General features: G+C 47.4%; 13 protein-coding genes. 8 read left to right on the forward strand and 5 right to left on the reverse strand.

Annotation, left to right across the window (positions count from 1 at the left end; translation table 11 throughout):
- Window positions 1-54 precede the first annotated feature (54 nt).
- Together AB8599_RS06530 and AB8599_RS06535 are read right to left on the reverse strand one after the other, a co-directional pair.
- Window positions 55-930, reverse strand: a complete 876-nt coding sequence (locus AB8599_RS06530; RefSeq protein WP_407332934.1) for a glycosyl hydrolase family 17 protein — start codon at window positions 928-930, stop codon at window positions 55-57.
- 575 nt (window positions 931-1,505) lie between these two features.
- The gene (locus tag AB8599_RS06535) at window positions 1,506-3,509 is read right to left on the reverse strand and encodes a methyl-accepting chemotaxis protein (RefSeq protein ID WP_407332935.1); all 2,004 of its coding nucleotides are present in this window, start codon (window positions 3,507-3,509) and stop codon (window positions 1,506-1,508) included.
- Window positions 3,510-3,947: 438 nt separating this feature from the next.
- On the opposite strand from AB8599_RS06535, the gene hinT reads away from it, so the two are divergent.
- The 8 genes from hinT (at window position 3,948) to AB8599_RS06575 (ending at window position 10,866) form a co-directional block, all read left to right on the forward strand.
- Window positions 3,948-4,298, forward strand: a complete 351-nt coding sequence (gene hinT, locus AB8599_RS06540; RefSeq protein WP_407332936.1) for a purine nucleoside phosphoramidase — start codon at window positions 3,948-3,950, stop codon at window positions 4,296-4,298.
- Complete coding sequence (locus tag AB8599_RS06545) at window positions 4,298-5,743, forward strand: COG3014 family protein (protein ID WP_407332937.1); 1,446 nt, start codon at window positions 4,298-4,300, stop codon at window positions 5,741-5,743. Before hinT ends, AB8599_RS06545 begins: the two co-directional genes overlap by 1 nt.
- Window positions 5,743-6,129, forward strand: a complete 387-nt coding sequence (locus AB8599_RS06550; RefSeq protein WP_407332938.1) for a YcfL family protein — start codon at window positions 5,743-5,745, stop codon at window positions 6,127-6,129. Before AB8599_RS06545 ends, AB8599_RS06550 begins: the two co-directional genes overlap by 1 nt.
- 33 nt (window positions 6,130-6,162) lie before the next feature.
- Window positions 6,163-6,753, forward strand: coding sequence for a penicillin-binding protein activator LpoB (lpoB, locus tag AB8599_RS06555; RefSeq protein WP_407332939.1), 591 nt, complete (start codon window positions 6,163-6,165; stop codon window positions 6,751-6,753).
- Between the two features lie 111 nt (window positions 6,754-6,864).
- On the forward strand, window positions 6,865-7,596 hold the full coding sequence (locus AB8599_RS06560) for a phosphotransferase (RefSeq protein WP_407332940.1): 732 nt from the start codon (window positions 6,865-6,867) through the stop codon (window positions 7,594-7,596).
- Window positions 7,597-7,626: 30 nt separating this feature from the next.
- Window positions 7,627-8,478, forward strand: coding sequence for a DUF6279 family lipoprotein (locus tag AB8599_RS06565; protein WP_407332941.1), 852 nt, complete (start codon window positions 7,627-7,629; stop codon window positions 8,476-8,478).
- 161 nt (window positions 8,479-8,639) lie between these two features.
- Window positions 8,640-9,182, forward strand: a complete 543-nt coding sequence (gene ycfP / locus AB8599_RS06570) for an alpha/beta hydrolase YcfP (RefSeq protein ID WP_407332942.1) — start codon at window positions 8,640-8,642, stop codon at window positions 9,180-9,182.
- A 391-nt stretch (window positions 9,183-9,573) separates the two neighbouring features.
- The gene (locus AB8599_RS06575) at window positions 9,574-10,866 is read left to right on the forward strand and encodes an NAD(P)/FAD-dependent oxidoreductase (protein WP_407332943.1); all 1,293 of its coding nucleotides are present in this window, start codon (window positions 9,574-9,576) and stop codon (window positions 10,864-10,866) included.
- An 88-nt stretch (window positions 10,867-10,954) separates the two neighbouring features.
- Here the strand turns inward: AB8599_RS06575 and AB8599_RS06580 are convergent, their stop codons facing one another.
- The 3 genes from AB8599_RS06580 to mfd form a co-directional block, all read right to left on the reverse strand.
- Window positions 10,955-11,509 carry a GNAT family N-acetyltransferase gene (locus AB8599_RS06580; protein ID WP_407332944.1) on the reverse strand — a complete coding sequence of 185 codons (555 nt, stop codon included), beginning with the start codon at window positions 11,507-11,509 and terminating at the stop codon, window positions 10,955-10,957.
- A 113-nt stretch (window positions 11,510-11,622) separates the two neighbouring features.
- On the reverse strand, window positions 11,623-12,435 hold the full coding sequence (locus AB8599_RS06585; RefSeq protein WP_407332945.1) for a peptidoglycan binding protein CsiV: 813 nt from the start codon (window positions 12,433-12,435) through the stop codon (window positions 11,623-11,625).
- 36 nt (window positions 12,436-12,471) lie between these two features.
- Window positions 12,472-15,936 carry a transcription-repair coupling factor gene (mfd, locus tag AB8599_RS06590; RefSeq protein ID WP_407332946.1) on the reverse strand — a complete coding sequence of 1,155 codons (3,465 nt, stop codon included), beginning with the start codon at window positions 15,934-15,936 and terminating at the stop codon, window positions 12,472-12,474.
- Window positions 15,937-15,941 lie beyond the last annotated feature (5 nt).

Raw genomic sequence — 15,941 nt, forward strand, 5'->3', positions numbered from 1 at the left:
TTTTTCTTATTGCTTATAGTTAGATAGAACAAGACGATTCGGAGAATGCATTGATTAAGCGTTGTACTTAAAATTGCCGTCTTTGTCCCAAAGTCCCCAATAGGCACCGACCGCACCTTCGTCTTCTACTTTCCATGCTTCGTCAAAAGAGGAGAAATAGAACACTTCAATGTTTTCTTGCTCTGCCCAAGCAAAGGTGTCGATGAAGTATTTCAGGGCATTTGTTTCTGATGGGATAGCACCACGTTCGGCAACGCCTTCATTTGGCCAGCCCGTTTCAGAAACGATGACGCGTTTACCTTTACCGGCACGCATTGCGCGGTGATACATTTCTTTCATGTAAGGTACGGCAAATTCTTGCGGACAACCTTCCCAGAATGGGTAGCAGTTGGTCATCACCACCTGACACACGTCTGTAACACGTGGGTGGTTTTCAAACAGGAAGTAGGCGTCTACGTATCCCACTTCGACATCAGGCAGGGCTGCTTTTGCGCGTTCGATGTAGTCGATCAAATCGTCTTCGGACAAATCGCCACGTAACAGCACTTCGTTGCCGATCGCAAGAACATCAACATGCCCGGCTTTTGCCACTTCGATTGCGTTGGCAAATTCAATTTCATTCTTTTCTTTGTCGTGATCAATCCATACGCCGACCATGGTTTTTAGGCCATATTGCTTGGCGATTTTAGGAATGTTTTCGTGTCCTTCGGTGCAGGAGAATGAACGCACCCAATTCACATGGGGAACAATGATTTTCAATCGTTCGTGAATCTGCGCTTCGCTGATTTCAGATCCCGGTCCTTGCCCATCGATGTATGGACTGAATGAGATACCGTGAATTTTGTTATCCACGATCTGGCGCGTTTTCTTTTTCAACTCAGGTAACCCGTCGCCGCTGTGATACGAAAGGTTGGAGATTCTGCTGGACACTGTCTAACTCCCTTTGGATATTGCTATCCTGATGTCAATGCCACCTTATTTTTCAGCGGCTTATATGTTCTTGGATGCGTGATTTACTTCTTGATTGGAGTGCAACTGAGTGCATTCCCCATCAAAAAGAAAGCGCTTTCTTTTTGATTTTTGCCAGAAGATGCTCATAACACAACCAACAATATTGCGAATGTAAACATGGATCACATTTGTTGTTTTTGCTTTGCCGCCATTTCCCACTAAGTGCTTAGATGCATATGTCTATTCAACAATTGTTATAAAACAGGCAGTTAACGACACAGCGGCAATCATGGATGTCATGGAGAAGAGCGGGTTGAAAGTGATCTGAGACCAGAGAGTGTCGTTGCATAGTTAGCTGACCGAAATGATGAGGTGTCTATACAGAAGTGTGCATGGTGAAGGTAGACATTGTACGTATTTGCCCATCGTGTGGGAGAAGAGACAAGAGGTGCGATTTTCAGAAAGAAAATTCACGTAAGTTAGGACGGTCAAATAAAGAATTTTGGGAAAAGAGGGGGAACCTAGCGGGCATGTTTCCATGCCCGCTAGAGAGCTTACACCGTAAATTTATGAACCAATTCGTTCTGGCTAACGGCTTGCTTATCGAGCCTTTCGCTGGCAACAGCGACGTTTTGCATTGCGCTGTAACTGCTATCAGCGATAAAGCTGATGTGTTCAACGTTACGCGCGATATCGGCAGACGTGGTGCGCTGCTCAGTTGCTGCTTGCGCAATTTGGCTGCTCATGTCGCTAATCATCATGATGATGGCTTCAATTTCTTCCATCGCGGAGTTCGCATCAGACGCTTGTGTCACGCTGTGGCTCATTTCGTTCACACATTCCTGCATCACGGCGACGGCTTGGCTCGATTGGGTTTGGAGCTTGCTAATCATTTCTTCAATTTCCGAAGTGGAATCTGATGTGCGTTTGGCGAGTACACGAACTTCATCAGCAACAACAGCAAAACCGCGTCCTTGTTCGCCAGCACGTGCCGCCTCAATAGCAGCATTAAGGGCCAGCAAGTTAGTTTGGTCTGCAATGTTGCTTATCACATCCAAAATGGTTTCGATGTTGGCGGTCATTTCTTGCAAAGAAGAAACCACGTTCACCGAATCATCCAAGCGAGTTGAAAGCTGGTGTGTTGTACTGATACTACGCGTCATGATCTCTCGACCTTTCGCTGCAGCATCACTGACTTCCATCACCTTATCCATGGTTTGCTGAGCGCTGCTTGCTACATCCTGCACGGAATGTTCCATTTGTGTCATAGCGGCAGCAACCGCTGTGGTTTGCTGACGTTGTTCATTAAGCTGCGTTTTGGCGGTTTGGGTGGTGGATTGGTTTTCTGCGGCCACTTGTGCTTGATCTTCTGCAGCGTCTCGAAGCTGTTTGAGAATACCTTGAAGGTTTGCTGCCAAGGTGTTTATGTGGTCGGCAAGCTGTCCAAACTCATTGTGTTCTTTCACTTCAATGCGTTTTGTCATATCACCATCTGTAATGGCTTCCAGCACAGCCAAGGTGCTGCTGAGTGGCTTACGAACGCTACGGGCAATGTGCCAGCCAATAAAGAAGGTAATGGCTAGAATCAATACACCAATGAAGAGGGTTTGCCGCACACCATTTTGGAACGAGGTATTGGCGTGATCGATAGAGGCTAGCATCACGTCATCCGCTTGTTGACGGAACTGATCCAAGATCGACATGGCTTTATCCACTTCCAGCGCCAGATTACTGATGTTGTCGTAAAGCTCGTTGGTGGCGACTAGATATGCATAGTGTTGGTCTAACACGCCACCTTCACGGCTAACGTCATAGGTGAATGCATCGAGGTCTTTCTGAAACTTATCTTTTAAATCAGGAAGTTGAGATGTGAGTGATTTAAACGAATAGTTTAGTTGCTTCACACTGCGTGTATTGCCTGAAATCGCCTTAGTGACATCGTCTAGGCTGTTACTTGCAAGGGCATCTGAGGTATGAGTTTCAGTTTCTTGTAATTTCTTGAAGTACGTTTTTGAAATGATCTTGAGGGTGGTTGAGCCATTGTTTGCGACAAAATCTTGCATACCGAGGGCAAGGGCTGTGTTCATACGTTGGAATTGACGCGCGGCTTTGACCCCGTTCTCTTTCGCGGTTTGTTGACGATGGAAGTTGGCCATTGCCAGTGAAGCTTCAGAAAAATAGCGTTTTTCGATCTCACGCAACGCTTCGAGTTGGTCGCCCATTCCCTGTTGGCTCGAGGTTGCTTCATAGAGGTTGCTTATGGCGATATCGAATTTTTGTCGGGCGGCTTCGAATTTGTCGAGCACGTCTTGGTTTGAGTTTTGATTGCTGCGGGTCAAGTAGTCTTTAAAGACTTTGTCTGCAGCAAGCAAGCTGACGCTCGCTTCATTAGACATCGATACCAAGGGGAGGGCTTTGGAGGTAACAACCTCGAGTTGCTCGTGAATATTTTGAGAACTGTTGAGGTTTAATGTGTTGGTTGCAACTAAGCTGACGGCAAGCACAGCAAACCCTGTATACATTCGACGAATGACAGAACTCTGTCGTTTTTTAGCCATTTTTTTTCCTCCCACTAGCCACGGGCTAATGTCTCCCAGAAATGCAGCCCAAAATCACGGGCTACTAAAGTGTTGCAACAGAAGTGATTGATGCTCGCTAACCAAGCTTCCGTCATGACAAAAAGTCTATTGATGATTTCTAACACATCGGTTTTCTTATCATCCGCAAGTATTTCAAAAACTTTATGATTAAAGTCGCATGGCATTTCGAGTCTTTGAAGTGAGACGCAAATTTATTGAGAATGTGGTTAATAAGTAACTCATGATTGATAAGTGCAGGCAGATATGAACCCTCGAATCGGACTGCTTTGTAACGAAGAGTGAAAATCGTGACAAGAGACCTTATTGATTGGGATAAAAACACTGTTCATTATTGCTCAATGTGTTGGTCTCTAGCATACTTACACCTTCATGAAATCATTCATTTTGGAGCTGCCCGTGGCTGAAGAAACCATTTTCAGTAAAATTATCCGTAAGGAAATCCCAGCCGATATCGTTTATCAGGATGATCTCGTCACTGCTTTTCGAGACATTAATCCTCGCGCACCAACCCATATGCTTATCATCCCAAACAAGTTGATCCCCACTGTGAATGATATTGAAGCTGATGATGAAGCGGCAATGGGGCGCATGTTTACTGTGGCTCGCAAATTAGCAGAAGAAGAAGGCATTGCTGAAAACGGCTATCGCCTGATCATGAACTGTAATAATCACGGTGGTCAGGAGGTGTATCACATTCACATGCACCTGCTTGGTGGCCGTCCACTGGGGCCGTTGCTTCTCGGGTAATGACTCAGCGAATTTTCCAAGCCCTAGCTGAACGGTGTAGGGCTTTTACCTCTTTGAATAAAAAGAAGTTATTGGTCGGCCTACTCAGTGTTGGGATAGTTGGTTGTGCCAATTTGTCAGTCCAAGGCTTATTCAGTCATTACTCTGCGGCTTTGCAACAAACCCATTCGCTTGCTGCAAAGGGGGAGTTTGTACAAGCACTAGAAACCTTGCCTGAATCCGTTGATGGCGATCTATTAGATGGTATGGAGCGCGGTCGTCTGGCATTTCTCGCGGGAGATATTGCCCAAAGTGCTGCCGGGTTTGAGAAAGCGGATAGGGCAGCCAAAGAGCAGCAACAGCAGGCTGTTATTCAGGTATCAGAAGGTTTTAATCAGGCAGGGGCGCTGTTGACCAATGACAACATGTTGACTTATTTACCTGCTGATTATGAGCTTGGTTTCTTGCACCTGTATAGGATGCTCGGGTACTTGCAGCAGGGAGATTTAACCGCCGCGTTGGTGGAAGCTCGTCGAGCGAATCAAGTACAAGAAGAAGCCCGTAAGCTTAGAGAGTCAGAACTGAAAAATGCCACTGTCTCGGCGCAGAAAAATGGTATTTCTGACAACGTAGGGGCGGTACTCTCTCGTTATCCTGATGCAGGCGCTATGCTGGGCGCGGTGCAAAATGGTTATCTCTTCTATTTGTCTGCACTATTGTATGAGGCTGAAGGTAATCTTAATAGTGCCTTCATTGACTACAGCCGTGCACTGGCTGTCGCGCCAGACAACCAATTTGTTGCCAAAGGAGCTATGCGTGTTGCCTTCAAGCAGGGGCGTAAAAACGATCTCGACCTACTTGAACAACGTTTTGGGAAGTACCAGCGCCCATTGAATAGCCAAGCCCAGCTGGTGGTGATCAATGAGCAAGGGATAGTCAATGCGCGTCAGGCATGGCGTTTGCCGATTTGGTTCTACGACCGACACGGCAACCTAGAAAGCTATAGCTTGGCACTTCCGTATTACACTTCATTTAGTGCTAGGCCTCAGACGTCATTTCGTATCGATGGATCTGATGTTGTGCCGGAAGCGTTGGTTAACGTGAATGCCATGGCACAACAAGCGTTGAATGAAGCTATGCCCGCCATGAGCGTTCGGCAGATTTTGCGGGTTGTGGCGAAAAACGAAATGCGTAAGTCTTTGTCTGAAACAGACGAAAGTGGTGTTGGCAATGTGGTTGCTAACATTTTCAATGTGTTGAGTGAGCAACCGGATACGCGAAGTTGGCAAACCTTGCCAGAAAGCGTCGGTGTTTACAGCGAGATGCTTTCGGCAGGTCAGCATGTCATTACTGTTGATGGTCAATCCATCGAAGTGGCGCTCCAGCCGGGCAAAACGACCTTATTGTGGCAGTCCCGACAGGGTGGAAAAGTGATTCATTGGCAGGGAATTCTAGGAGGAATATGATGCGATATGCAGTAATACTGCTTTCGGCAGCGTTAGTTTTGTCAGGGTGTGCAGCGAATACATCTGGGATCAGCATAGACAGCAGTAACCAGAATGTGGTGCTGGGTAACGCTGTGCTGGGTAAATCATTGGAGTTTGGCAATGCCAAAACCAGTGAAGTGAATGAACGTTTATTGGCACAAGTTATCGTGACCAATAAGAGCGATGACGTCCAAAATCTTCAGTACCGCTTCAACTGGTACGATGCACAAGGTTTGGAAGTCGATAGCGGTAAATCGCCGTGGCGTCAGTTCACCCTCTACGGTGGTGATTCGGTCACACTGCAAGGTGTGGCGCTCAATCCAGAGGCGAAGAATTTTCGCGTATCACTGCGTAACGTGCAGTAATGCGTCCATTAATCAAATTGACAGGTAAGTAGAATGAATAAAAGCGTGATTGCGCTGATGGGTGTCGCACTCATCATGGGCGGGTGTTCACAAAAGGTGAGCTACGGTGATGCACAAGAAGTGGAAACAACCACCATTGAGTTTGGTTCGACGGATCTGCAAAAGATTGCCGTAGAAATGACAGACAGCATGTTAACGTCTGGTGCGGTTGCTGCGATTACGCGTGATAGCAGACCGATTGTGTTTGTTGAATCCATCAAAAATAAAACTGCTGAGCACATTGATACTGAGTCCATCACTGATTCCATCAGCACCCGTATGCTGAAGTCAGGCAAATTCCGCTTTGTTGACATGACCCGTGTTGAAGCCGTTCGCGAGCAGCTTGATTTCCAAAACAACGATGCGTTGGTGAATCCTGGTACGGCGATTCAGTTCGGTAAAATGGTCGGTGCCCAGTACATGCTGTATGGCAACCTATCAAGCATAAACAAGAACGCCGGCAGCGACCAAGATGTTTACTATAAGATGACCATGCGTTTGATGGATCTTGAGTCTGGCTTGATCGAATGGGCTGACGAAACTGAAATCCGCAAAAAGCAGTCAAAGTCTTTGATTGGGTGGTAGCCCTTGTCGCTTTGCGCTGAACATGAAAAGGCCGCAGTCATTGAAAGACTGCGGCCTGATTTTATTATTAAAGAGGCAGAATTCCTTGATGGCGGCCTCAGTAACCGTTGTATGAAACTTTCCGCATCAGATGGGCGGCAGTTTGTTTGGCGGCCAAACAGCCATGCCACCAAGGCATTTGGTTTGAGCCGTCAGGATGAGCATGATGCTTTGTTGATTGCATCCGCAAGTGGGCTTGCCGCATCGCCCGTCGCGCTGTATTCGGATGGTTTGCTTAATACGTGGGTAGAAGGCGAGGTGCTGGATAGCATTGATCTGGATTCAATCGCATTGTTGCAGGCAAAGGTGCATGATCTCCCGCTGCTAGCCAATCAATTCGACCCCTTTGCCAAAGCTCTTCACTACTTTAGTCGCCTTTCCTGCACGTCGATTTCAGACGACATAAAGACTATTCATAGCCACTTTCAGCGGCATGCATTCAAAAGTGACCTCTCCTTGACGACCTGTCATTTCGATTTGGGCTATTACAATTTGATTAAGTGCCCCGATGGTGAGTTAAACATTATTGATTGGGAATACGCGGCATTAGGCGATCCTGCTCTAGATTTAGTGATGACCTCACTCGCAAATGGTGTGGAACTTGAAACCTTGGTGAATCGGTATTGTCGAATACGACGTATAGATAACGTTGAACAGTGGCAAGAAACCTGTGCTCGATGGCTGCCCGTGGCGCACTACCTTGGTGCACTGTGGTTTTTATTGGGTTATCAATTGTATGGTGAACCCATTTATCTAGAGAGAGCGCTGCGGTTTACCTCTGTATTAAAAGAGAATTTGTCATAGTCAACGCGCACGAGAAGGAGATAGGTCGACATGAAGCACCTACGTCGTCAGATTAGAACGCTGTTTATGGCTGCTTTTGTTGTGTTTTCTCTTGCGGCTTGTACGAATCAATTTGCCTATAACACCTTGCCGTTTTGGATTGATTATTACCTATCCGACTATGTTGACATGACACCTTCTCAACAAGCACAACTCGAACGCGATCTTGACGCTTTTCATGAATGGCACCGCAAGACCGAACTGCCTCAAATTCAGGCCTTGTTGAATCAACTTGAACGCGATACAGCAAAGCCGTTGTCTTATTCTCAGCTAGGGGCTTACCACAAGCTTGTAAACGAGAGAATCAGGGGCTCTGTCGAAGGGCTAACCCCAGCATTGGTCAACCTTATCCGTTCACTGAATGATAAACAGGCTGCGCAGTGGATTGAGACGATGAACGAGAGGATTGACGAAGGCATCGAGAAAGCGAACAAGGGAACATTGGAAGACCAAAGAGAGCGTCGGCAAGGGCGGTTAATTGAACGTGCGGAGTTTTGGATTGATAAGGTCAATAACAAGCAGCAAGCGCAGTTACTCGAAATGGCGACGTATCAGATTGAAATGCGCCCTGTGTTTTACGGCATTCGCGACGAGCTGGTGGCCGAGTTAACGGGGATACTAAATAACCGCCAAGCGCCGGATTTGGCACAGCAAATCAATGCCTATTTCTCACGATTGATCAGTTTCCAAAGCGATGCCTATCACAACGACATGGCGATCTATCTTGCGAGGCGCTATGAATTGCTCCAGCGTCTCGATCGCCACCTTAGCAACAAACAGCGGAAAGCGTTAAGAACTAAACTGGCTTCCTACAGTGACGACATTACCAGCGTGACGGAGTAACGTTCGGAATTTTTGCCGCTGATCTGCATTTTTATTGACCCTCTCGAGGCTTTACTGCTTAACCTTAACTAATGTGTGTGATTACATGATAGATTGTGATATCACCATGTACAGACTAAGAAGAACTGGCGTTAGCCATACGAGTGTGAGAGGGAGTTTCAGTGATTATCTATCTTCATGGCTTTGATTCTACGAGCCCAGGAAACCACGAAAAGGTCATGCAGTTACAGTTTATCGACCCAGACGTTCGTTTCATTAGCTACAGCACACTTCATCCAAAACACGATATGCAGCACCTTCTCAAAGAAGTGAGCAAACACATCGAACTTTCTGACGACAAGCATCCATTGATATGCGGTGTGGGCCTTGGTGGCTATTGGTCTGAACGTATTGGTTTTCTCAGTGGTTTAAAGCAGGTTATGTTTAACCCGAATCTGTTCCCGCAAGAGAATATGGAAGGTCGAATTGATAGGCCGGAAGAGTACGCCGATATTGGCACAAAGTGCATTGAAGATTTCCGCGTTAAAAATGCGGGTCGGTGTTTAGTGGTCTTGTCGAAAAACGATGAACTCCTCGATAATTCGCGTTCAGCAGACATGCTGAGCCCGTATTATGAAGTGGTTTGGGATGACGTACAGGGACACAAATTCAAGAGCATTTCCCATCACCTTCAGGCGATGAAAGCGTTTAAAGAGCAGGCTTAACTCAAACGTTTGCTCATCCACCATACATGCAAAGGGCATTAGTTGTTAACACTGATGCCTTTTTTGTTTTTCTAGCGGTATCCAACCTCGATAATCCCGCCTCGATTGCGTGTTTTCGCTGCATTTGAGTTAGATTCGCACATATAAAAATTGATTGAGATCAAGTGACCTGTATAATGCATCGAGAAAATAGTTCGTGACGCTGAGCGCAAAAAATCAAAAACAAATAGCGCGAGTACAGAACCAAAATGAATGATAAATCTGTCACTCAGAACATCTCACGACCAACATTTTACCTCACCTCCTACATGCATCTTTTCTTTCATCACGCGTCCGTGACGCGGGGTGTAGCACAATTTTTTCGTATTAAAATCATGGTGAGGAAGTAATCGTGACCAAAATTATTGTAGTCGGTGGCGGTGCCGGGGGCCTGGAGTTGGCAACCAAACTAGGGCGCACACTTGGACGTAAGGGACGAGCCAAGGTCACTCTTGTCGATCGTAAATCGAGCCATCTGTGGAAGCCTTTGTTGCACGAAGTGGCGACAGGTTCTTTGGATGAAGGCGTGGATGCAATCAGCTATCGTGCACATGCTAGAAACCATTACTTTGACTTTCAGTTAGGTAGTTTGGCTAACATCGATCGTGAAAACAAAACCATTCAATTGGCGGCGTTACACGACGAGCAAGATGGCGAATTGCTGATGCCTGAGCGCGAACTGAGTTACGACATCCTTGTGATGGCGATTGGTTCTACGTCGAATGACTTCAACACAGAGGGCGTTCGTGATCATTGTATTTTCCTCGATAGCCCAGAACAAGCACGTCGTTTCCGTAACGAAATGAACAACGAGTTCCTTAAACTTCACGCTAAATCTGGCAACGGCACGGTTGATATCGCGATTGTTGGTGGTGGCGCGACAGGTGTTGAGCTGTCTGCTGAACTTCATAACGCAATCAAAGAGCTGCACAATTACGGCTTCCAAGATTTAGACAGTTCGAAGTTGAACGTCACTTTGGTGGAAGCGGGTGAGCGAATTCTTCCTGCTTTACCACCGCGTATTTCTGGCGCGGCGCAACAAGAGCTGATTAAACTGGGTGTCAATGTGCGTACCGCGACCATGGTTGTTAAAGCTGAAGAAGATGGCTTGACGACAAAAGATGGCGATAAGATCTCTGCGCAGATCATGGTTTGGGCTGCCGGAATTAAAGCGCCAGACTTCCTCAAAGACATCGCTGGGCTTGAAACCAATCGTGTTAATCAGTTGGTGGTCAAGCCAACACTGCAAACCACCCGTGACGACGATATCTTCGTGCTAGGTGACTGTGCTGCTTGTGAGCAACCAGATGGCACCATGGTGCCACCTCGCGCCCAGTCTGCGCACCAAATGGCGAGCCGTTGTTTCTCCAACATCGTCGCGAAGGTAACGGATCGTGAGCTAAAGCCATATGTCTATAAAGACCATGGCTCTTTGGTCTCACTCAGCCGCTTTTCTACTGTGGGTAGCTTGATGGGTAACTTGACGCGTGGCTCGATGATGGTTGAAGGCCGTTTGGCGCGTGTGGTATACATTTCGTTGTACCGAATGCACCAAATTGCGCTTCATGGGGTATTCAAAACCGGTTTGATGATGCTGGTAAGCCGCATTAACCGTGTGCTTCGTCCGTCATTGAAGCTGCATTAGCCTTTAAGGTTTAGTGCGCTCGTCGAAATCGAAAAAAGCTGCTAATGGCAGCTTTTTTTGATCAGAACAGAGTTGGAATGTCTTTGAACTAAAAATTCATATCAGATGGTATCAAGCTATAAACCAGCCCTTCTTTAGGCACACCGTCATACATATAGCGATTTCTCGCTTTGCATTCGTATGTGGCACCTAATTTCTCTGCTATTCGAATGCTCGCTTGGTTATTGGGATCCATCACGAGTTCTAATCGTGTTAGCAACAGGTGACTGAAGGCGAGGGTGGCGGCTATTTCTGAGGCTTCATTGGCGTAGCCTCGTCCTTGATAAGGCGTTGCAATCCAATAGCCCAGATTCGCCATGTTGGCGACATTGTCTATGCTCGAAATGTAAATGCAGCCGACGAGATCGCCGGTTTCTAATTCGAACGCCGCTAACTCAAAACTGCTGCCCGTTAACCAGCCTTGACGGCTTCTGTTTATCCACGCTTCTGCATCTAAGTCATCAAACCCTTCATGGCACCAATCAAGCCAATGGCCAACCGTATCCGCAGATTGGCTAATGGCATTGCGAAGCGCAATTACATCCATTCGATTGAGAGAGCGTAAAAGAAGGCGCTCAGTTTGAAATTCTAAGTTAGCTTGCATTGTGTTTATCGCAGTTATGTAGAATGAGTGGTTATACCAAGTAAAGCAGAGACGGGGCAGCATAGATTGATATGCTAAAACAACGCCCTCACAAGAGGGCGTTGTTAATAGGTTTACTCGGCGCGAGTGACTTGAATAATCAGCCCCATGAGCGGGTGATCGAGGTAGTGAATTTCTCCACTGCGCATTCTGCGTTTTTGTTCGAAGGCATAAGGCTTAAGGTACTTTTCAACCGCGTAAGTGCGCTCGAGTTTCTTTAAGCCGGCGAACGATTTTGTGTCACCCGTTTCGGTGATTTGTGTGCCATCAGCCATGATGTCGTCCAACTCGGTTTCAGTTTGGTTTGCTAACGGTGCAGTGACTTCGTTGACATCTTGAAGGACTTTTCGCTCGCCGGGTTCACGCAGCACAAGATCGGTTTCAATGAACAGATAGTGCTGAACGTAAACACGTATAAAGCCATCGAGCTCATACATAGAGCCGCTTTGCTTATCATTGGCCGCATAGCCTGACGCGTTGTTTAGCGGCGCATCTTTGGCCGTGCCATCGGTGTAGTAATCATCGCCATAGTTTTTGCCGGCGGTAAAACGTAATTTTGGCATGGCATTCTTGCTGCCGTCATTCTGACGCCAAGCGGCATGCAATAGGGGTTTAAAGCCTGCATGATTCGCTAAACGGTTATATTCCGCATTCAGCTTCCAATCACTCTTTGGTAGCAATCGTATCCCTTTCGATGACAGTGTGGCCGAATCGTACACAGAAATGGCATTGGAGAGATTGATATTCGGTTGCGAATCAGGCCAATTTTCCTGAACGTTATCAGGGCTCTGGTTGCGTTTAAATACAATCACCTCAACGTCAAACCAACGTTCTGCGAGTGATGGCCAGCTAATGGTGCACAGCAGCAGGAAAATTAGCTTTTTCAAAGCATTACTCCGTTAATTACATCTTGTCGCCTGTTCTCAGGCGACCAATAGGTTTTCAGCAAATTGATTCAGCAGCGTCTCGACAAACTCAACCCGCTCTCGGCGATCAGTTAGTGATTCGACAATTTTGAGCTTGGTTGGGCCATCGAATCGATATCGAGTTGGGTGCGATTGTAACAGACCCACCAGGAAGCCGGGATCAATTTGGGCGTTTTGGTTAAACTCGATCACACCACCTCGGTCGTGAGCATCGATCTTACGTACACCTAGTTTCGCTGCATCCAGTTTAATCTGTTGCACCTTGAGCAGATTCGACGCTGCATCGGGTAACAAGCCAAAACGGTCGATGAGCTCTACGCGCAACTCTTCAATTTCTTCCTGAGATTTGGTGCCCGCAATACGCTTATACAGTGAAAGTCGGGTATTGATATCAGGAATATAACTGTCAGGCAACAGGGCAGGTAAACGCAATTCAACATCGGTTTGCTGGTTGAGAAGGTCTTCCAAAGAAGGCTCTTTGCCTTCTTTCAGAGCTTCGACGGCCTGTTCCAGCATTTCCATATAGAGGGTGAAACCCACAGAGTGGATTTGTCCGCTTTGTTCTTCACCGAGCAATTCCCCTGCGCCGCGAATTTCTAAATCATGGGTTGCTAGTGTGAAACCTGCGCCCAGATCTTCCAATGACGCAATGGCTTCAAGGCGCTTAACGGCATCTTTGGTCATGCGTTTTGGATGTGGCGTAAGCAGGTAGGCATAAGCTTGATGATGCGAGCGGCCCACGCGTCCACGCAATTGGTGTAACTGCGCAAGGCCGAGACGGTCAGCGCGATCCATCAAAATGGTGTTAGCGGTTGGTACGTCAATACCCGTTTCAATAATGGTGGTACACACCAAGACATTGAAACGTTGATGGTAGAAGTCTGACATGATGCGTTCGAGTTCGCGTTCACGCATTTGCCCATGGGCAACGGTAATTCGTGCTTCGGGCACGAGTTCGGCTAACTCGTCAGCGGTTTTTTCTATGCTGTCGACATCGTTGTGAAGGAAGTAAACCTGACCGCCGCGCATAATTTCGCGCAAAATGGATTCTCTAATGGTTGCACTATCACGTTCACGAACAAAGGTTTTGATCGCCAGTCGGCGCGAAGGCGGTGTCGCGATGATCGACAGATCTCGCATGCCACTCATGGCCATATTCAGTGTGCGAGGGATCGGCGTTGCGGTGAGGGTTAAGATATCAACATCCGCGCGCATTGCTTTCACTTTTTCTTTTTGACGCACACCAAATCGGTGTTCTTCATCGACAATCAGCAAACCTAAATCGTGATATTTCACATCACTTTGCAGCAGTTTGTGTGTGCCGATTAGAATATCAACTTTGCCTTCTGCACAATCTGCCATGATCGCTTTTTGTTCTTTGGCCGATTTAAAGCGAGAAAGCACTTCAACGCGCACAGGCTGGTTGGCAAAGCGATCGCGGAAGTTCTCAAAATGCTGTTGAGCGAGCAGGGTGGTCGGCACGAGAATGGCGACTTGTTTGGCGTTATTGACGGCGAGGAAGGTGGCTCGCATTGCCACTTCGGTTTTACCAAAGCCCACATCACCGCAAACCAATCGATCCATGGCTAACGGTTGGCACATGTCGGATAGCACGGCATTGATGGCTTGCGCTTGGTCCTGTGTCTCTTCGAATGGGAAGCTTGAGCAAAAATCCAAATAGGCTTCACGGTCATGTTTAAATGCAAAACCGGGCTTGGTGGCTCGTTGTGCGTAAACGTCGAGCAATTCAGCTGCTACATCTCGGACTTTTTCAGCGGCTTTCTTGCGCGCTTTTTCCCATACGTCGCCACCAAGGCGATGCAATGGAGCGGTTTCTTCTGCGCCACCACTGTAGCGGCTAATTAAATGCAGTGACGCGACGGGGACATAGAGCTTCGCGCCTTGCTGATATTCCAGCGTGACATATTCAGTTTCAATACCGCCCGCTTCGAGTGTTTGTAACCCTAAGTAGCGCCCCACACCATGTTCAAGATGCACCACGGGCTGTCCGATCTGCAATTCAGCCAGGTTTCGGATCATGGTGTCGCTATTGGAACTGGCTTTCTTGTCGCCACGGCGGCGTTGTTGAATAACGCGCTCACCCAACAGATTACTTTCACAAATCAATGCAAAGGCCGGGCTGTCAGCCACAAAGCCGATTTCGGCGGGCCCAACGATCATGGCGTGAGACGTTGGCGCATTGAGTGCATCGTCTAATGTGGAGCAGACCAGTGGGCGAATTTTGATCCGCGCCAGAAGGTCGAGCATGGCTTCACGACGTCCTTCCGTTTCCACTGAGAAAACAATCTTCCCTTTGAAATCTTCGGTGAACTTACGCAGCGCGCCCAGTGGCTCTTTGAGTTGCTGATTAACAGTCAATTCAGGCAGTAGTTGCACGGGGGCATTCAGTCGACCCGCTTTTTGCTCCGTCGTGCTGATTTCCAGCTTGATACGTGGGTAGGCTTTAAATGCACCAAACAGCTCATCAACGTTTTGCCAAAGCTCAATCGGCGGAAGCAATGGGCGCAAAGGGTCTACACGACGTTGATCGAAACGATACTCTGCATCACTTAGAAACTGCTTGGTTGCCGCTTCTATGTCACCTTTCGTCAGCAGCAAGGTCTCATCGGGTAGATAATTAAATAGGGTTTCAGTGTGGTCGAAAAAAAGCGGCTGCCAATATTCGATACCTGCCGGCCATGTTTTTTTACTGACTTGCTGATAAATCGATTCTGGCTCGCGTCGCGCTTCAAAACGCTCTCGCCAACGCACGCGAAATTGTTCAACCGCATCGTCGTCTGTTGGAAACTCATGTGCGGGTAAGAGATTAATGTGCTCAAGTTCTTGGGTGGAACGTTGGTTCTCGGGGTCGAATTCTCGAATCGTATCTATTTCATCATCAAAGAAATCGATGCGATAAGGTTGGGTAGAGCCCATCGGGAACAGATCAAGAATAGAGCCGCGACTTGCGTATTCGCCGTGCTGCATCACTTGGTCTACGTGACGATAGCCAGAAAGCTCCAGCTTGTAGCGCAATTTTTCCAGTGAAAGCACATCGCCTTTTTTCACCATGAGTGCGTGCTGAACCAAGAATGAACGTGGCATAACACGTTGTAACAGGGTGGAAACAGGAATGATCAATATGCCAGAAGTTTGCTGGGACAGTTGATACAGCCTAGCGATACGATCTGAGATGATGTCTTGATGCGGCGAGAAATTATCATATGGCAGCGTTTCCCAATCCGGGAACACGTGGCATGTTTGCTCAGTGAATTGCTGGATTTCTGGCTGTAGTCTGAGTGCCGTTTGATTATCTGGCACAACGAGCAGCATGAATCTGCGCTGTTTCTCAGCCAAATTGGCAATGGTTAAAGGCAGTGAAGCGCCAAGAAGGTTGGCAATAACACGTGTGTCACCTGCTTTGGTTGGTGCAGGTAAATCAAAGAGAGCGTTGTCTGTCATGAGTT

The sequence above is a fragment of the Enterovibrio litoreus genome (assembly GCF_045679545.1).
In the GTDB taxonomy this organism is placed as follows: Bacteria; Pseudomonadota; Gammaproteobacteria; order Enterobacterales; family Vibrionaceae; genus Enterovibrio.